Annotated in this window: 14 protein-coding genes; 6 read left to right on the top strand and 8 right to left on the bottom strand. The window is 52.3% G+C overall.

Annotated features, from left to right (window positions below):
* Positions 1-190 precede the first annotated feature (190 nt).
* Both NDI45_RS11830 and NDI45_RS11835 read left to right on the top strand, forming a co-directional pair.
* Entirely contained in the window at positions 191-1,081 is an 891-nt protein-coding gene (locus NDI45_RS11830; protein WP_348247450.1) for a LysR family transcriptional regulator, read from the top strand.
* A gap of 66 nt (positions 1,082-1,147) precedes the next feature.
* Positions 1,148-1,453: a DUF3288 family protein gene (locus tag NDI45_RS11835; protein WP_190789960.1), complete on the top strand. Its 306-nt coding sequence runs from the start codon at positions 1,148-1,150 to the stop codon at positions 1,451-1,453.
* Positions 1,454-1,466: 13 nt separating this feature from the next.
* Here the strand turns inward: NDI45_RS11835 and NDI45_RS11840 are convergent, their stop codons facing one another.
* The 4 genes from NDI45_RS11840 to secD are packed head-to-tail and all read right to left on the bottom strand — an operon-like array spanning position 1,467 to position 5,336.
* Positions 1,467-2,264 (bottom strand): RMD1 family protein, encoded by a 798-nt coding sequence (locus NDI45_RS11840; RefSeq protein ID WP_348247451.1) that lies wholly within the window; start codon positions 2,262-2,264, stop codon positions 1,467-1,469.
* A gap of 43 nt (positions 2,265-2,307) precedes the next feature.
* Entirely contained in the window at positions 2,308-2,964 is a 657-nt protein-coding gene (locus NDI45_RS11845) for a Uma2 family endonuclease (RefSeq protein ID WP_348247452.1), read from the bottom strand.
* A 6-nt stretch (positions 2,965-2,970) separates the two neighbouring features.
* Complete coding sequence (gene secF / locus NDI45_RS11850; protein ID WP_348247453.1) at positions 2,971-3,921, bottom strand: protein translocase subunit SecF; 951 nt, start codon at positions 3,919-3,921, stop codon at positions 2,971-2,973.
* Positions 3,918-5,336: a protein translocase subunit SecD gene (secD, locus tag NDI45_RS11855; protein WP_348247454.1), complete on the bottom strand. Its 1,419-nt coding sequence runs from the start codon at positions 5,334-5,336 to the stop codon at positions 3,918-3,920. The genes secF and secD overlap by 4 nt, the downstream gene beginning before the upstream one ends.
* Positions 5,337-5,726: 390 nt before the next feature.
* Between secD and NDI45_RS11860 the strand changes: the two genes are divergently transcribed.
* From NDI45_RS11860 to NDI45_RS11875, 4 genes are all read left to right on the top strand, one after another.
* Positions 5,727-6,341: a superoxide dismutase gene (locus NDI45_RS11860; RefSeq protein WP_348247455.1), complete on the top strand. Its 615-nt coding sequence runs from the start codon at positions 5,727-5,729 to the stop codon at positions 6,339-6,341.
* A gap of 246 nt (positions 6,342-6,587) precedes the next feature.
* The gene (locus NDI45_RS11865; protein ID WP_348247456.1) at positions 6,588-8,135 is read left to right on the top strand and encodes a mercuric reductase; all 1,548 of its coding nucleotides are present in this window, start codon (positions 6,588-6,590) and stop codon (positions 8,133-8,135) included.
* 285 nt (positions 8,136-8,420) lie between these two features.
* The gene (locus tag NDI45_RS11870) at positions 8,421-9,653 is read left to right on the top strand and encodes an ABC transporter permease (RefSeq protein ID WP_348247457.1); all 1,233 of its coding nucleotides are present in this window, start codon (positions 8,421-8,423) and stop codon (positions 9,651-9,653) included.
* 525 nt (positions 9,654-10,178) lie between these two features.
* Positions 10,179-10,859, top strand: a complete 681-nt coding sequence (locus NDI45_RS11875; protein ID WP_347277837.1) for an ABC transporter ATP-binding protein — start codon at positions 10,179-10,181, stop codon at positions 10,857-10,859.
* A gap of 116 nt (positions 10,860-10,975) precedes the next feature.
* Here the strand turns inward: NDI45_RS11875 and NDI45_RS11880 are convergent, their stop codons facing one another.
* From NDI45_RS11880 to glp, 4 genes are all read right to left on the bottom strand, one after another.
* On the bottom strand, positions 10,976-11,932 hold the full coding sequence (locus tag NDI45_RS11880) for an NAD-dependent epimerase/dehydratase family protein (protein ID WP_348247458.1): 957 nt from the start codon (positions 11,930-11,932) through the stop codon (positions 10,976-10,978).
* A gap of 231 nt (positions 11,933-12,163) precedes the next feature.
* Entirely contained in the window at positions 12,164-13,309 is a 1,146-nt protein-coding gene (locus NDI45_RS11885; protein WP_348247459.1) for a hypothetical protein, read from the bottom strand.
* A gap of 48 nt (positions 13,310-13,357) precedes the next feature.
* Complete coding sequence (locus tag NDI45_RS11890; protein WP_190790839.1) at positions 13,358-14,662, bottom strand: PRC-barrel domain-containing protein; 1,305 nt, start codon at positions 14,660-14,662, stop codon at positions 13,358-13,360.
* Between the two features lie 152 nt (positions 14,663-14,814).
* Positions 14,815-16,068 (bottom strand): gephyrin-like molybdotransferase Glp, encoded by a 1,254-nt coding sequence (gene glp / locus NDI45_RS11895; protein ID WP_190790838.1) that lies wholly within the window; start codon positions 16,066-16,068, stop codon positions 14,815-14,817.
* Between the last annotated feature and the right edge of the window lie 12 nt (positions 16,069-16,080).

Raw genomic sequence — 16,080 nt, forward strand, 5'->3', positions numbered from 1 at the left:
TTGTTTAATCTCCTGTGATAGGTCACGTCTCCTAGAATGGGTCTTCTGGAATGCGTGGAAAAGGATATCGCAAATCGTGGTTTTGATCGTCCTTTCCTTTTCGGCATACTATGATTATGAACTGAATCCAAATAAAAGACAATACATCATTTTATAAACGCACTGTATCCATTTACTCTACAATGTCAGCATGGATAAGTTTGATAGCCTGCGTGCCTTTACCCAAGTCGTGAACTCAGGTGGTTTTGCAGCGGCAGCTAGAGAAATGGGACTGTCGCGATCGGCGGTCAACAAGCTCGTCATTGCCCTGGAAAACGAATTGGGCGTGCAGCTTTTGCATCGCAGTACGCGCGTTGTCACTCCCACCGAAACCGGGCTCGCCTTTTACGAACGCTCTGTAGAAATTCTGGCGAGTCTAGAGGAAGCCGAGCGATCGATTACCCAGCTTCAAGCAGAACCCAAGGGACGACTGCGCGTGAATGCTCCCATGTCCTTCGGCACGATGCACCTCGCGCCTGCCCTGGCAAACTTTCTGGCGCAATATCCCGACCTTCAGGTGCAGCTCACCCTGAGCGATCGCTTTGTTGATCCGATCGAAGAAGGTTTTGATATCACCGTGCGAATTGCAGAACTCCAGGACAGCGCAAGTCTGATCGCGCATCGGCTCACTTTCGCTGAACGAGTTCTCTGTGCTGCCCCAGCCTACCTGGAAGCACATGGTATTCCCCAGTGTCCCGATGATCTACGCCATCATTCCTGCTTGCATTACGGGCAATTGGCGATCGAAAATCAGTGGACGCTTGTTGGACCAAACGGAGAACAAACCATGACGGTGCGCGGGGCACTGTGTTCTAACAATGGAGAAGTCCTGAGAGATGCGGCAGTTCGCGGGCTGGGCATTACCCTACTACCGACGTTTATCGTGTCGCAGGAGTTAGAGCAGGGAACGCTGAAGCAGATATTGCCCAACTATCACGCGCCTGAGCTTTCGATCTCGGTGCTTTATCCCGTTAATCGTCATTTGTCTACCAAAGTTCGGTTGCTGGTCGATTTTCTGCAGGAGCAATTTGCTCAGAGCTAGGCGTTCCAGCAGGAAATTCGGTAAGATTTGAGGGGCAATTTTCACCTCAATATTCCGCAGCAAACGATGGCAGACGCATCTCAAAAGAACACAGGGCAGAAAGACCAGCAGCATCCGCTCTGGAGTAGCGATCGGGCGATCGTCAATTCCCTACTGGACGCTGAGCCAACGGATTACAATCTAGCAGAACTGGCGCGGCTGCGAATTCGGTACAACGGGTTTCCGGGAGCAAGGGATATTCAGGCAGATCTCGAGCGTGCTCTAGAGCAGTGGTCGATGACCGAGGAAGAGCTGTTTACCCGGACACGCCAGATTCATCAAGTGGCGCAGGTCTATCGCGGCCGTGGCTCTCAGCGCGACGACTGGAGCTAGGCTGGGGCGATCGCTACTGAATCAACACGTCATAGACCGACAGCAGCACCTCAACCACAATCAGAACGACCACATACCACTCTACCCGTAAGCCCGTATTATGCTGAAGCAGATCCAGCACGGTTTCTGCAGTTTGGGTAATCAGGTTGAGCTTGCGTTCAAGTGCCTGATGGCGTTCGCGAATCTCGTATTCATCTTCAAGACGGAGATACATTCTTTCCAGGTCGGGCGCATCCCAGAGCAAGTCGGGCTTATCGGTAATTTCGACCCGTCCCACCATTCTGTGCTGAATTGAGAGCGTTCTGCCTAATTGCCGCAGCAGTTCTTTACCCCAGCGTTCGTCTTTGGTAGTGCGCTGAAGCCCATCTGCCAGGGGTTCGAGCTGGTCGAAAATGCGGGCGGTTCCCGACTCATAGTGCGCTAACACAACACTTTTTGCCAGCACTTCCGCCACAATTTGCAGTCGCTCAATGCTGAAATCCTGCACCCAGATCACGCCATTTTCGACACGCCCACCGTTCACTACATCGAGCTGTAGCACGGCTTCCTCAGTTTCTGGCTTAGAAAAAGGCTGGGTGACAAACGGCGTCAGGTTATTTAAGAAGGAAGCCTCCTCGACTGGACTCAACCCAAACAGGGTAATGGCACCGTAGCGAAAGAAGACGGCACAACCCTGCTCACCCGCCGGAACGACTAGTGGCAGCTTACCGAGGTAATCGGTGGTTTCTAGTGCTTTAAGTTCCAGGCTTTCGCCCAGAAAGATCGCCCGCACTTTGAGCGTTTCTTTGTCTGTAAAAAGTAGTTTTCGCATATTTATTTTGATTATGAAGCCTCTCCCCCAGGGTAGAAAAGCCTCAATCAGAAAGCTCCTGCACCCACGATCGCAAAACGCGCAGTGCAGCTGCCAAACTCATCGAGTCGCTTTGCTCTAGAAATTGCTGAATGCGATCGGCGGGAAGGAAGGGAAAGTGAAGGCTGTGAGACTGCTCAACGTAGTCTGAATCGTGCAGATGATAAATGTGGAGTTTGCCCTTGAGAACATCATCGCCTGCGGTTGTCAGGTATCGCCAAACTTCGGTAATCCCTAACGTGGCATAGAGCGGCAGTTTTTCGATCGCGCTTTTGGTTAGAGAGACTTCGACCAGCACATCAGGCGGTGGTTCATCAGGAAGCACAATCGCGGGCTTGCGTTTCTGAAGCGCGTTGGTTTGAAGGTAGTAGCCCGTATCGGTTTCGGTTGCATAGCCGTATTCCGGGTGCTTCAGCAGCACAGGCGCGATCGTCGTCAAGGGAATTTGTTTTTCTTCTGCCAGCACCAGCAGCAGCGACTCGATCAGTTTACTGCATCGCTCGTGCGCGTCGATCGGGGTCATCATTTCTAGCTTGCCCCGCCAGTAAGTGAGCCGTGTTTGTCGCTCTTTGCCGAGTTCTTTTAAGAGCTGCTCATATTGCGCCCAGCTTACATCTTGCAGGATCACCCGTTGTTCGGTTGCGATCGGTTTTTTGGGCATGACGCGTTAGTTCCCTTCGATCGGCGTGGCTGAAACGGTTCTTTCACTTCGCACCCGCCACCAAGCAAGCATTGTACTGGCAATGAAAATGCTGGAATAGGCTCCAGCAAGGAAACCAATAATCAGAGCCAGCGCGAAATACTTCAGCGTATCGCCGCCCAGGAAGAAGATTGCCGTCAAAGGCAGCAGTGCCGTCAGCGTTGTGTTAATCGATCGGGCCAGGGTTTGATTCACGGCATCATCCACAATCTCATTAATCGATCGATCGCCGTCAACCTGAGTTGTCTCTCGAATTCGATCGTAAATGACCACGGTATCGTTGACCGAAAAGCCCACGATCGTCAGCAGTGCCACGATAAACAGGCTGTCTACCTCAATGCCCAGCGTCAGTCCCAGAATGGCAAAAATACCGACTGTAATCAGCACATCGTGAAACAGGGCGACGATCGCAAACACCGCAAAGTCCGGCTGAAAGCGAAAGCCTACATAAACCATGATCCCAACAAACGACAGCACCAACGCCAGCAAACCAGAGGTAAACAACTGCCGTCCGATCGTTGGCCCTACGGTGTCAATCTGAGTTTTTTGGGGATCAAATGCGCCGAGTTCTTTAGATAGCGCATCTTGAAGCTGGGAACGTTGATCAGGACTGAGGAAAGAAGTTCGCAGCGACACGGCTTGCTGATCCTGCCCCACGATCTGAATGCTGCTGCTTGCCAGATTTTGCGACTCTAACACCTGACGCACAATTGCCGGATCGATCGGCTCTGTACAGTTATTGGGCTGAGCGCAATCACGCTCAAGCTGCAGCCGAGTTCCGCCCACAAAGTCGAGACTGGGACGCAGTGGCGCACCGATTTGCTGCCAGGAAATCAGCATGGCAATCAAACCCGCTAGAATGACGACTCCAGAGATTGCCCACCAGATCGATCGCTGTTGAATGACTTTCAGTGTCATGACGTTTTTTCGGCTTGAAGAGAAGGAGCAGCAGAGAGGTTAGGACAGTACCAGTTCCGATTCCGCAGACTGGGCAGACTCAGTGCCAGCAGCAGCAGTGTCCGGCTACAGGTGAGTGCCGTAAACATACTCACGCCTACGCCCAGAGCCAGCGTCAGCGCAAAGCCGCGCACCAGTCCAGCTCCCAACCAGAATAGGGCAGCACAGGCAATCAGCGTGGTCACGTTACTGTCGAGAATACTGGAAAAAGCGCGATAAAAGCCGGATTCGACCGATCGGTACAGCGTTTTGCCTGCTTTTAGCTCTTCCCGCGTTCGCTCAAAAATCAGCACGTTTGCGTCTACCGCCATACCGATGCTGAGAATGAATCCGGCAATTCCTGGCAGGGTGAGGGTCACGCCGAGCAGGTCAAAAATTGCCATCGTAAACAGGGCATAGAGTACCAGGGCAATATCGGCGATTAATCCAGGCAGACGGTAATAAATCACCATAAAAATCAGCACCAGCAGCAGCCCGGCAACTCCGGCATAAATGCTGCGCTGAATGCTGTCCTGCCCCAGGGTTGCGCCCACGGTGCGGTTTTCCACAACTTCCACCGGAACGGGCAACGCACCGCCGCGAAGCTGAACTGCCAGATCGTTGGCAGATTGAGTCGTAAAGTTGCCGCTAATGCTGGCAGTACCGCCTGTAATTCCGGTTTCAGCATAGCGGGCATCCACGACCGGCGCACTCAAAAGCCGCTGATCCAGGAAAATTCCCAAGCTGCGTCCGGTTCCTGCCACATCTTTTGTAAGCTGGGCAAACTGCTCCGCTCCCTTATCGTTAAACACCAGCACCACTTCCCAGGTATTGCTTCCCTGCCCGAGCGGCTGCGGATAGGCATTCCTGAGACTGTCGCCTGTGAAATCGGTTTTATCAAATAGTTCTGCGATCGCTTTACTGCTGCGATCGATCGCTTCTTTATTCTTCTGAATCGCTTCCTGGTCGTTGCCCTGGCTCAGAGCAACCTGTTCCTGAAGCAAGCCCCGCAAGACCTGATATTCTACGCTCAACTGGGCCTCGGTTCCGGATCGCTGACGCCGGAAGTCAAGCTGCGCCGTGCCGCCCAGAACCCGCTCTGCCTGAGCCGGATCGCTTACGCCCGGAAGCTGAACGAGAAGCTGGTTTTCACCCACCGTTTGCACTACGGCTTCGGAAACGCCCAAACCGTTAATTCGGTTTTCGACGACGCGCTTTACGCCGTCCAGCTTTTCAGGCGTAATCTGCGGGACGGCTTCGGTGGTTCTGACCTGAAGCGTAATTTGCGAACCGCCCTGCAAATCCAGTCCAAGCTGGAGCGGCACTTTTATTAGTACGACGATCGCGGCGATTGCCAGCACGAAGATAAATGCGAGGATCGAACGTTGTCTGCCCATATTGACCTGTATCGGTAGCCCATGCAACATGATAGCCGCATTTTCGGCGGATTCGCTTGGGTGTTTTTGGGAGAATCGTAAGTAGGGAGGTAAGGGAAGTAGAGGGAACGATTTTGCTTCTAATTTTGCTTTTAGGTCACTGAGAAACAACGACGGGGGCGGCAGGATACTAATATTCTCTAGTTTTTGATATAAAATGCTTTCGATAGTTTGTTTCTTGCTGCAAAAGAGAATTTTATGCAGCACAGATTTAGGCTGATTGGGTGTTAAGGGCGAGGCGATTCCCCCGAGGGGAAACTGCTTTTGATCAGCAAACACCGACTCCCTTTGATTCCCTTTTCTTACGTTTCAGTCCATAGAACTTAACAATTTTACGAGAGGACGAACACGATGGCTTACGAACTAGCTCCCCTTCCTTATGATTACAAGGCTCTAGAACCTCATATCTCCTCCGGTACGCTGGAGTTTCACCATGACAAACACCATGCTGCCTACGTCACTAACTACAACAAAATGGCAGCCGAGCAAGGCATGGCAGATAAGCCGATCGAAGAGGTGATCAAAACATCCTTCAACGGTGATGCAGCAAAAAGCCAGAGCGGGCTGTTCAACAACGCAGCTCAAGCCTGGAACCATACGTTTTACTGGAACTGCATGAAACCCAATGGCGGCGGCACTCCGACCGGGGCACTGCTGGACAAAATCAACGCTGACTTTGGCAGCTATGATGCGTTCAAAGAACAGTTCGTTACGGCTGGAACTACTCAGTTTGGTAGCGGCTGGGCATGGCTGGTGCTGGAGAACGGTACGCTCAAAATCACCAAAACCCCGGATGGAGTGACTCCGCTGGCGATGGGTCAAACTCCTCTGCTCACAATGGATGTCTGGGAACACGCCTACTATCTGGATTACCAGAATCGCCGTCCCGACTACGAGAAGGCGTTTGTTGAAAATCTGGTCAACTGGGACTTCGTGGCGCAAAATCTGGCAGCAGCGACGGCTTAGGATCGTGACTTACAGCCTTGTTCAGGCTATTGAAGTACAAAAAATGGGGTGCAGGGGCTGTGCCCCTGCGTGGGGGCTTCGCCCCCACACCCCCGTACCTTACAGGAGTGAAAAACGCTGTAACTTAAATGAATTGTGGGATGGAAATGGATTTGGGATGGGTGTCCTTGCCTGCCTGGATCTAAAAATGTCCGTCCCACAGAGGTCTATCTCACAATAGATAGAGCGAATCATTCAGAAAATTCCATGACTGCCGCTCAACCCTTTGAACCGTTGATTCTCCCCAACGACAACTACAATCAAGCTCTGGTGGCTCAGGTGCATCCACTGAACTGGAAAAATCCAACCCCGCAGGCTTGCTATGATCTGGTCGTAATTGGTGCGGGAACAGCTGGACTGGTCATAGCTGGCGGAGCTGCCGGATTAGGGTTGGGGTTGAAGATTGCCCTAATTGAACGGCATCTAATGGGCGGGGACTGTTTGAATGTGGGCTGTGTGCCCTCGAAAAGTTTACTGCGATCGTCCCGTGTCATTGCAGATCTCAAAAAAGCATCAGGTTACGGAATTGGGGTAGACGAACCCTCGGTCGATTTTGCAGCAGTGATGGAGCGGGTGCGGCGCATTCGATCGCAAATTAGCCCTAACGATTCTGCACATCGCTTTCAGTCGCTTGGCGTGGATGTGTTTTTGGGCGAGGCGAAGTTTGTAGATAGACGATCGATCCGGGTAGCAGGGGAAATTCTTCGCTTTCAGAAAGCGGTCATCACCACGGGCGCAAGAGCCGCAGCCCCCAATATTCCCGGGCTGGAAACAACGGGCTACTTAACCAATGAAACGGTTTTCAGCCTGACCGATCGCCCAGATCGATTGGCAGTGGTTGGTGGAGGTCCGATCGGCTGTGAACTAGCGCAGGCATTTCGACGGTTTGGCTCAGAAGTGGTGCTGCTAGAGCGGGGAGCGCAGGTGTTGACGCGAGAAGACCCGGATGCTGCCGAGATCGTGCAGCAGGTTTTTCGACAGGAAGGAATTCAGCTTGTCCTAGAAGGTGAAGTGCTACGGGTGGAGCGAACGGCAGCAGGCAAGGTCATTACCTACCGCAGTGAGGGCAGGGAAGCTTCGGTCACGGTGGACGAAATCTTGGTCGGGGCAGGACGTGCGCCAAACGTGGAGGAGCTAAATCTAGAGGCGATCGGCGTAGAGTATGACTTGCAGCAGGGTATCCAAACTAACGACTATCTGCAAACAACCAACCCCAAAATCTATGCAGCGGGGGACATTTGCATGAACTGGAAATTTACTCATGCTGCTGATGCCGCCGCCCGGATTGTGATCAAGAATGCGTTATTCACTCCGTTTGGAATTGGGCGATCGAAGCTGAGCGATTTAGTCATGCCCTGGGTGACGTACACCGATCCAGAAGTAGCGCGAGTTGGCTTATCCACTCAGGAAGCCCAACAGCAAGGGATCGCAATTAAAACCATTGTCATTCCCCTTGAAAAAATCGATCGTGCCATTACCGACAGCGAAACCGAGGGCTTTGTCAAAATCCATTACCAACCCGGTACGGATCGGATTTTGGGAGCGACAATTGTGGCAAAACACGCCGGAGAAATGATTAGCGAAATCACGACGGCGATCGTGGGAAAGGTGGGGCTGAGCAAGCTCTCCAGCGTCATTCATCCCTATCCGACTCAGGCAGAAGGAATTAAAAAAGCCGCAGATGCCTATCGCCGCACCCTGCTGACACCTCGATCGCAAACCCTTCTGGGTATTCTTCGTTGCCTGACCCGCTAATCGGGCTGAAACAATTGCTTAAACGATGGGCAGTAGACAGTTCAGCAGCGTAAAGAATTTGGCGAGTCAGTGGCACAAGGTCAGCAAGTTTGCTGTCTTGAACACAGTAGAGTCTGTTAGTAAGCTTCATATTGGAGCTTAATTCCTTTGTTTACCTCCTTTTCGGCGATCTCTCATTCGATCGGGTGACTCCGAAAAGATGATGTCTTTTCCTAGTAACTGTTTGACACTAGGAGGATACCGTTTAGAACCATCTAGCCTAGCTATTGACATACTCCTTTTAATATGGCTTCGATCGCTCGCCGTAATTTATTTGAAGATATTCCCCGCTTTCTGGTTGCGCAAGCTGGGATTATGTTTGCGGTGAGTCTGGTGGCAATTCAGGTTGGCGTTTTGAGCGGATTTATTCGCTCAGTTGGGCTGCTGATCGATCGCTCTACCGCCGATATTTGGGTTGCCAATCAGGACATGGTTGAGCAGGAATTGACCCTGCCGATCCCTGCCAGTCTGTTGCCTCAGGCTCAGCAGGTGAAGGGGGTTGATCGGGCAGAAGCCCTCGCACTAGGAGGCGGCATCTGGCGCAGTCCACAAGGTGACATTAGCTCGGTTCGGATTTTCGGCTTCGACCCAAACGGGCAGCTCTTTAGCGATTTCGAGATGCTGTCTGGCGACCTCAAAGATGTGCAGCCTTATCAGGTGATTATCGATCGCAGCAGGCTAGACAGTCTGGATGTCCGGCAGGTGGGTGATACGGCGACGCTTGGTTCCTTACCCGTTAAAGTCGCAGGCATTACCCGTGATTCCCAGTCGATCGCGTCCAGTGCCTTTCTATTCACCTCGATCGAAAATGCAAAAGCTTACGTAACCGGGAACCGAACTGCGAATCTAGACTGTCGTATGAATAACGGACAGTTTCTTTGCAGGAACGTTTATGAGTCATCGCCAGGGAATGGCACGGTTAAACCGAGTCCCCTAGCAGCCAATGATCCCATCAGCTATATTCTGGTCCGTGCCGAGGCTGGACAAAATCTAGACCAGCTCAAGCAACGCCTGGAGAACACGCTTCCGAACACCCGCGCTTACACCCGTGCTGAGATGGCAACTCGCACTCGCAGCTACTGGATTAGGCGAACCGGAGTGGGCTTTATCCTGGGCTTGGGGGCAACGGTGGGCGTAATTGTCGGCATGGTGATCGTCGGACAGATTCTCTATTCGTCGGTTTCAGACCACATCAAAGAATTCGCCACGCTAAAAGCAATGGGCGTTGCCGATCGCGTCATTTACAGCATTATTATTCAGCAGTCTCTCTGGATGGCAGTTCTGGGATATTTCCCCAGTCTGGCACTTTGTTGGGGACTGGGAACCTGGACGTACGCTACTCAGGGCATTGCAATTTTGATTACGCCGCTCACTGCCGCAGGCATCTTTGGCATCACCGTTTTAATGTGTGTGGGATCTGCACTGTTCGCCATTCAAAGAGTGACCCGCGTTGATCCAGCGATCGTGTTTAAATCGTAAATCTACTTAAGGCAGGGTGTGATAGCGAGGACAGATGTTAAAAGATATGAATAACGATCAAGAATCACAACCGATAACTCTTTTCGTTCCCGTTCTTATTGTTCAGGGCATTTGTATGCGGGTTATGCATCTTTGAAGGCTTAAGGCTGTTTCTATGATGCGAAGCAGTTCCTCATTAAAGGCAATTAATAAAGGCAATCTATATCATTTTGAAAATGCTGTCCGAATTTGCAATCAATTCCCGTGAAGCTATCCCAAAGCGCTCCGTGATCCCAGTTTAATTTCTGTTCCTCCTCCACACCCTGTCTGTCGGGCTTCGTTGTTCGGGCTTTCTTTCTGTCTGTTCAGTGCTGCCCATTCCATCCACCGCCCACCCACTCAACGCTTACAGTGAAGATGACAGCGACTCGCGTTAATTTTGAAGTCAATGCTACGGAATCATCAAAAGGATTGCCGCCAATTGGCGATAGCAGTCTGGAGACTCGTCGGGCAGGAGGAAAGGCGATCGTCGTGCGCGATGTGGAGATGGTCTTTAAAAACGGCTCACAGTCCTATCACGCGCTAAAGCAAATCAATCTCGACATTTACCCCGGTGAGATTCAGCTTTTGATGGGACCGTCTGGCTCTGGTAAAACGACGCTCCTCTCGATTCTGGGCGGTATCCTCAAGCCAACGGAGGGGAATGTATCTCTGCTAGGAACAGACTTGACTCGTCTGAGCCGATCGCAGCTTGCCAACTTCCGGCTGAAGCACATCGGCTTTATCTTTCAGGAATTTAACCTCTTCCCGGCTCTGACTGCGCTAGAAAACATTGAGGTTGCCCTCAACTTCAAAGGCATTAAAGGACGGCACGCTCGCCAGGAAGCCAGTCTGCTGCTTGACCAGGTAGGTTTGGCAGACCGAGCCAGAAACCTGCCGCGTGACTTATCCGGTGGTCAGAAACAGCGCGTGGCAATCGCCCGTGCTCTGGCAGGCAATCCGCAATTTATTTTTGCCGATGAACCGACGGCTTCCCTTGATTCTCAAAGCGGTTATGCAGTCATCACCCTGCTTCGTAAACTGGCAAAAGAAGCGAATCGAACGGTGGTCATGGTAACGCACGATCCGCGCATTATTGACGTTGCCGATCGCATTGGGTCGTTAGAGGATGGCATTTTGGGCGAGGGTCACAGTGCAACAACCAGCCCGGTCTGGCAGTTCACCTGATGCGATAGTTTACATCTGAGGTGCAGGGGCGGGTTCTGGCGTTGCAATTATGGGATGACTTTCACCTCCCTAGCCAGGCTCACCTTCATCCATTGCCGTTCTGAATTCCTGGAATTCTAACCCTTCAAGCAATCTCTCAGCGTTTCCTCTACCGATCGCGGCTGCCAACCTAGTTCCCGCTGTGCCTTACTTGCATCGACCCGCACACAGCGATCGTAAATGTAGTGAACTCGCTCACGGCTGATCGGAGGTTGCCAGGAGAAGAGTTGCCCGATCGGGTCAAGCAAAGTTCCGGCAAGACGGACGATTGGCTGGGGCACTTCACGCGGAGCAGGCACCCCGGTTTCCTGACTGACAAAATCAAACATTTCGCGGGTGGAAAGCTCTCCGGCAGAGATAATGTAGTGCGAACCGGAAGGGGCTTTTTCCGCCGCCAGCAACATCGCACTCACTAAGTCATCAACGTGAACGATCCCCGTAATGCGATCGCCCCCTGCCCAGACTTTCAGCTTGCCCTGCCGAAACGTCTTCAGGACAGGACCAAAATGGGGATCGTCCGCACCAAAAATCCCGGAAGGCATGACGCTCACGACTGGAAAACCGTTTGCTGCCGCCTGATCGACAAGCTGCTGTGCAAGATATTTGGTGCGATCGTATGCCGAGGAAAAGCCCTGCTGCTGCCGCTGAAAGGTTTCGTCGATCGATCGCCCCTGCGTATCGCCATACACGCCGATCGTGCTGCAATAGACCATCTTTTCAACATTCGCAGCCTGAGCCGCTTCGAGAACGGCGCGAGTTCCCTCGACGTTGATGCGCTCCATTGCCTCTGCGTCTACCACACCAAGTTCCACATAGGCAGCGGTATGAAACACCCATTGAACTCCCTGCATTGCGGCTTCTAGGGCAGGGCGATCGGTAATGTCGCCATAGGCATACTGTACGGGCAGCTTCGCCAGACGCCATAGATTGCTGGTTTTTCGCACCAAGGCAACGACTTCAAAGCCGCGATCGATCAATGCCTGAACCAGATGAGAGCCAGTAAATCCGTTTGCGCCTGTGACGAGTGCTTTCATAGTTGCGAGGGTCGAGTGAATGCGGAATGCGATCGATTGGACAGAATAACCTAGAGGATAGGTGAGACGAAGCCGTAACGCATCATTCCGAACCTTTACATCCCATGTCCTTTGGCAGAAGCTGCCCGTTTTTCAGATCGTTTGTCTTTGACAAGATGTTCCAGGTCTTGAACATCGTCCCAGTTTTGTGAGTCTTTAGAGAAGTGCGTCTTGGCGGATTGAGCAGCATATCTACCCTAAACTTTTTTCATAAATCCGGTAGGTTTTGTAGATTTTGCCGCCTGTTGCCTCGATCAGTTTGCGGGAGGGCATATTGTCCTCGTAAACGTGCCCCAGCTCTGCGCGTTTATAGGGTTTGCCTTTTTTCAGACCGCCCTGCAAGCCCAGGTAAATTAGCGCAAGGGGAACCCTTTGGCGGCGGTATTCAGGTAAACAGCAGAACAGGAGCACCCGTCCCTGATCAATATTGCGGCGATACCAGAGAAATTTCAGCGTGCCCCAGAGGTCGAGTTTGCCGTTAACGTGCTTCAGGGCGATATTGTAGTCCGGTAAACCAAACCAGTAGCCAATCATCTTGCCGTCATGCTCTGCCACCGGGAACACATCGGGATCGATCAGGGTTTGCATCGATCGAGCTTCTTCCAGAAATTCCTCTTGAGGGCGGGGTGTGGTGCTGTAGTTATTGGCAAACATTTGCGTTGTCAGGTTGTAGACGCTGATGGCGTCCTCCTCGAATGCTGCGCCTTTGGTGCGAATCGGGCGAAACGTGATCCCGGCTTTGGTGGCGATTCGGTATGCTTTTTCAAACTCCTCCGGCAGAACGCTTGCAATCGGAAAGTCATAGGCATAAGCATCTTTCGCTTTGTGCCAGCCATCCTTTTCTACAAACTCCGGGTAATAGGGCGGGTTGTAGGGCATCATGATTGTGGGCGGCGTGTCAAAGCCATGCACCAGAAACAGGCAGCGATTGTGGGTAAACAAATCAATCGGTCCCCGCACGATCGTCATTCCCTGTTCTCGCAGCCAGTCGCAAGCCGCTTTCAGCAAAGCCTCTGCTGTGTCAAAGTCGTTGATGCACTCAAAATAGCCCATCAGTCCGATCGGTCGCCCTTCGCGTTCAATCAGGCGATCATTTACCGCCGCGACAATCCGACCAACTGCTTCCTGGGTTTGCGAATCCACTGCAATAAACTGCTGAAGCCTGCCGTACTGCCGAAACGCATTATCCGGCGCAAGCTGTTTGGCAATGCTGCTGCGAAAAGGCGGAACCCAGTTTCGATCGCCCTTGTAAACTCTGGTAGGCACATCCAGAAATAATTCCTGATCCTGTGGGGTTTGAACAGAGCGGATCTCGATCGCAGAAGAAGCGTGGCCCATGGCAGAAGCAGCGTAGATTCACATAGAGACTTTACCGCCTTCACGACATTAGATCCAGGGTTCGTCGTCCAAGTCGTCAGCATCGGCAGTGGGCAACTGTTCCTCCTTCGGGGTCATCGGATGAGGCGGAGGGACAAGGGGCGGAACCAGAGGGCGACCTTCTTGAACAGCAGGCTGGCTCTTTTCGGAGGCTGGCTTTGGGGTGACGGGTGCAGAAGACGCAGGCTCATCACTCCAGAAATCATCATCGAAGTCAAAATCGTCGATCGCATTGGAATCAAACGGATTACCGGGATCTTCTACCCCGCTCGTATTCGATGTTCCTGGCTGCCAGGAGTGAGACGGAACGCGATTCCCCTGCACAGAAAACGGGTCCGCATCGACAAACGTATTAAAGCCCCGACTGCGCTGAGAAGCGGATTGGTCTTGAGGATTGCGATGCAAAGCAGTTTCCCCTTCGGGGTAATCGCCAGAAGGTTCCTCGTCTAGTTCATCCCAGTCCCAATCGAAATCGGCTTCTTCATAGGAATACTGGCGCGTCTCTGGTTCATCGCTGCGATCGAAGATTTCTTCCGCCTGCACAGTCAGGGTTTGAATTCCTTCCTCAAGCTGTCTGCTGAGGATTTGACTTTGTTCCTTGACCTGCTCTGCCAGGGTCTGACTCTGCTCTTTCGCCCGTTCTGCCAGCGTTTGTGCCTCTTCTCGCAGCCGCTCTGAAACTTCCTGACCTCGCTCCTTCACCTGCGATCGAATTTGCTTGATCTGTCCCGTGGCTTTTTCAGTGATCGATCGCCATTCCTGCACCGCTTCTTCTTTCAGAGTTTCAGCCGTTTTCGTAATCTTTTGCGGCAGGCTTTCCTGATAAGGTTCAACGATCGCAGTCACCGACAGCAAAATTCGCTTCTCGCCAATACTACCAATCCATCGGGGCGAAACCTGATAGATACTGCCCAGAATTCCAGAAATATCGCTAGAAACGAAGAGATAATGCGTAATTTCGCCCGTTTTCAGGTTAAACACACAATCGGTTACTTTCCCCAGCCGTTCCCCGCCTTCCGTCCAAACTTCGTGCTGCATCAAAGACTCAAGCCGTTTAACGCGATCGGGTGTCGTTGTTTCGGGCTGTCCCTGCGTCACGATCCCCCCTTCGCCAATAGCTTGCACTTGCTCTAGCTTGAAGGCAAATTTCTTGTTGCCCAGCAACCCACTTTTCCCCACAAACCCCAGCACTCGATGCTTCGGCACATACATCCACAGAACTTCGACCCGCCCCAGTTCTTCAGTCGTGGTGCGATCGATGATGACCTGATTGAGAAAATTGCTTTGCCGGACTCGATCGGGAAGTTGCGTCATGGAGGGCAATGGGAAGAGAAGGCAATGGAAAGAAAAAAGGTAAATCCAGTCTCAAAGTCCCCTAAAAGTGGGGAATTCAGGGGGCAAGGTAGGACACATCACCCAACTACCAAAACCTGAATAGCAGGAAGCTTTTCCTTCAGTTTAATCATTTAGCTCAAGCCATTCACCAGCAAAATTGATACGGATTCCCCAGCAGCAATACGAGTTGTCCCTACGGGTACGATCGCTAGCCCACTCGTCTGTGCCAGATTGATCAGATTGCCTGAATTCTGCGCTCCCCCTGCGACTTCAAAAGCCAATTCACCCGCGCTCAACTGCACCTGTCCCCACACATAGCTTTCCCGCTTACCATCCGATCGCAAGTCTTGCAGCACTTTTCCTTGAACGATCGCAGGTTGCCATCCTGCCTGTAAACCGGATAACTTACGAAGCGCAGGCTGCACGAATCGCCAGAAGCTCACCAGCGCAGAGACGGGGTTTCCGGGAAGTCCAAAGTAGAGAACCGGACGGCTTGAATTGGCTTTAGGAAAGGTGGCAACGGTTAGCGGCTTTCCGGGCTTGACCGCGACCGATCGCACATGAATTTCTGCCCCCAACTCTGCCAGAATGCGATCAACATAATCATAATCCCCAACCGAAACGCCCCCCGACGACAGCACGAGATCCGCAGATTCGATCGCCTCAGCCATTTTTTCTTTCAGGACTTCCGGCTGATCGGGCACAATTCCGAGAGGCAGGGGCTTCGCTCCCATTTGAGCCACCAGCGCAGCAAGCGCGTACTGATTCGAGTCTACAATCTGTCCGGGCTGAAGCGGGCGATCGGGCGAAACGAGTTCATTTCCTGTGGAAAGAATCGCAACTTGGGGCGATCGATACACCGGAACCTGAAGACACTGAGCCGTCGCCAGCACTGCAATATCTGCCGCTCCCAGCCGAATGCCTGCATTTAATAAAGGTTGCCCTGCCTGATAAAAAGCGGCTCGATGTCGCACAAAGGCTTGAGGTTGAGGGGTAGTGAAAATCTTTACTCGATCGCCTTCTGGCTGGGTGTCTTCCTGCATGACGATCGTATCCGCCCCCAGAGGCAGCATCGAACCTGTGAAAATCCGCGCAGCTTGTCCGGGCTGAATCGTTTTCTGCGGCGCACTCCCTGCCGGAATTTCTTCGACAATTTCCAGCATCACCGGATCTTCTGCACTTCCCTGAGCCACATCCTGATGCCGTACTGCATAGCCGTCCATTGCAGAGTTATCCCAATAAGGAAAATCTTGCGTTCCTGTGACTGGGGCAGCAAGAATGCGTCCGGCAGCAGCGGGTAAATCGACCATTTCCCGATCGCTTTCTGGGTCGAGCGGCTGGGTCAGGTTCAAAATCAGAGCTTCAGCGTCTTGAGCAGAGAGCATAAGTTTTAGCAG

The sequence above is a fragment of the Leptolyngbya sp. GB1-A1 genome, from assembly GCF_039962475.1.
Taxonomy (GTDB): Bacteria; Cyanobacteriota; Cyanobacteriia; order Elainellales; family Elainellaceae; genus Leptolyngbya_A.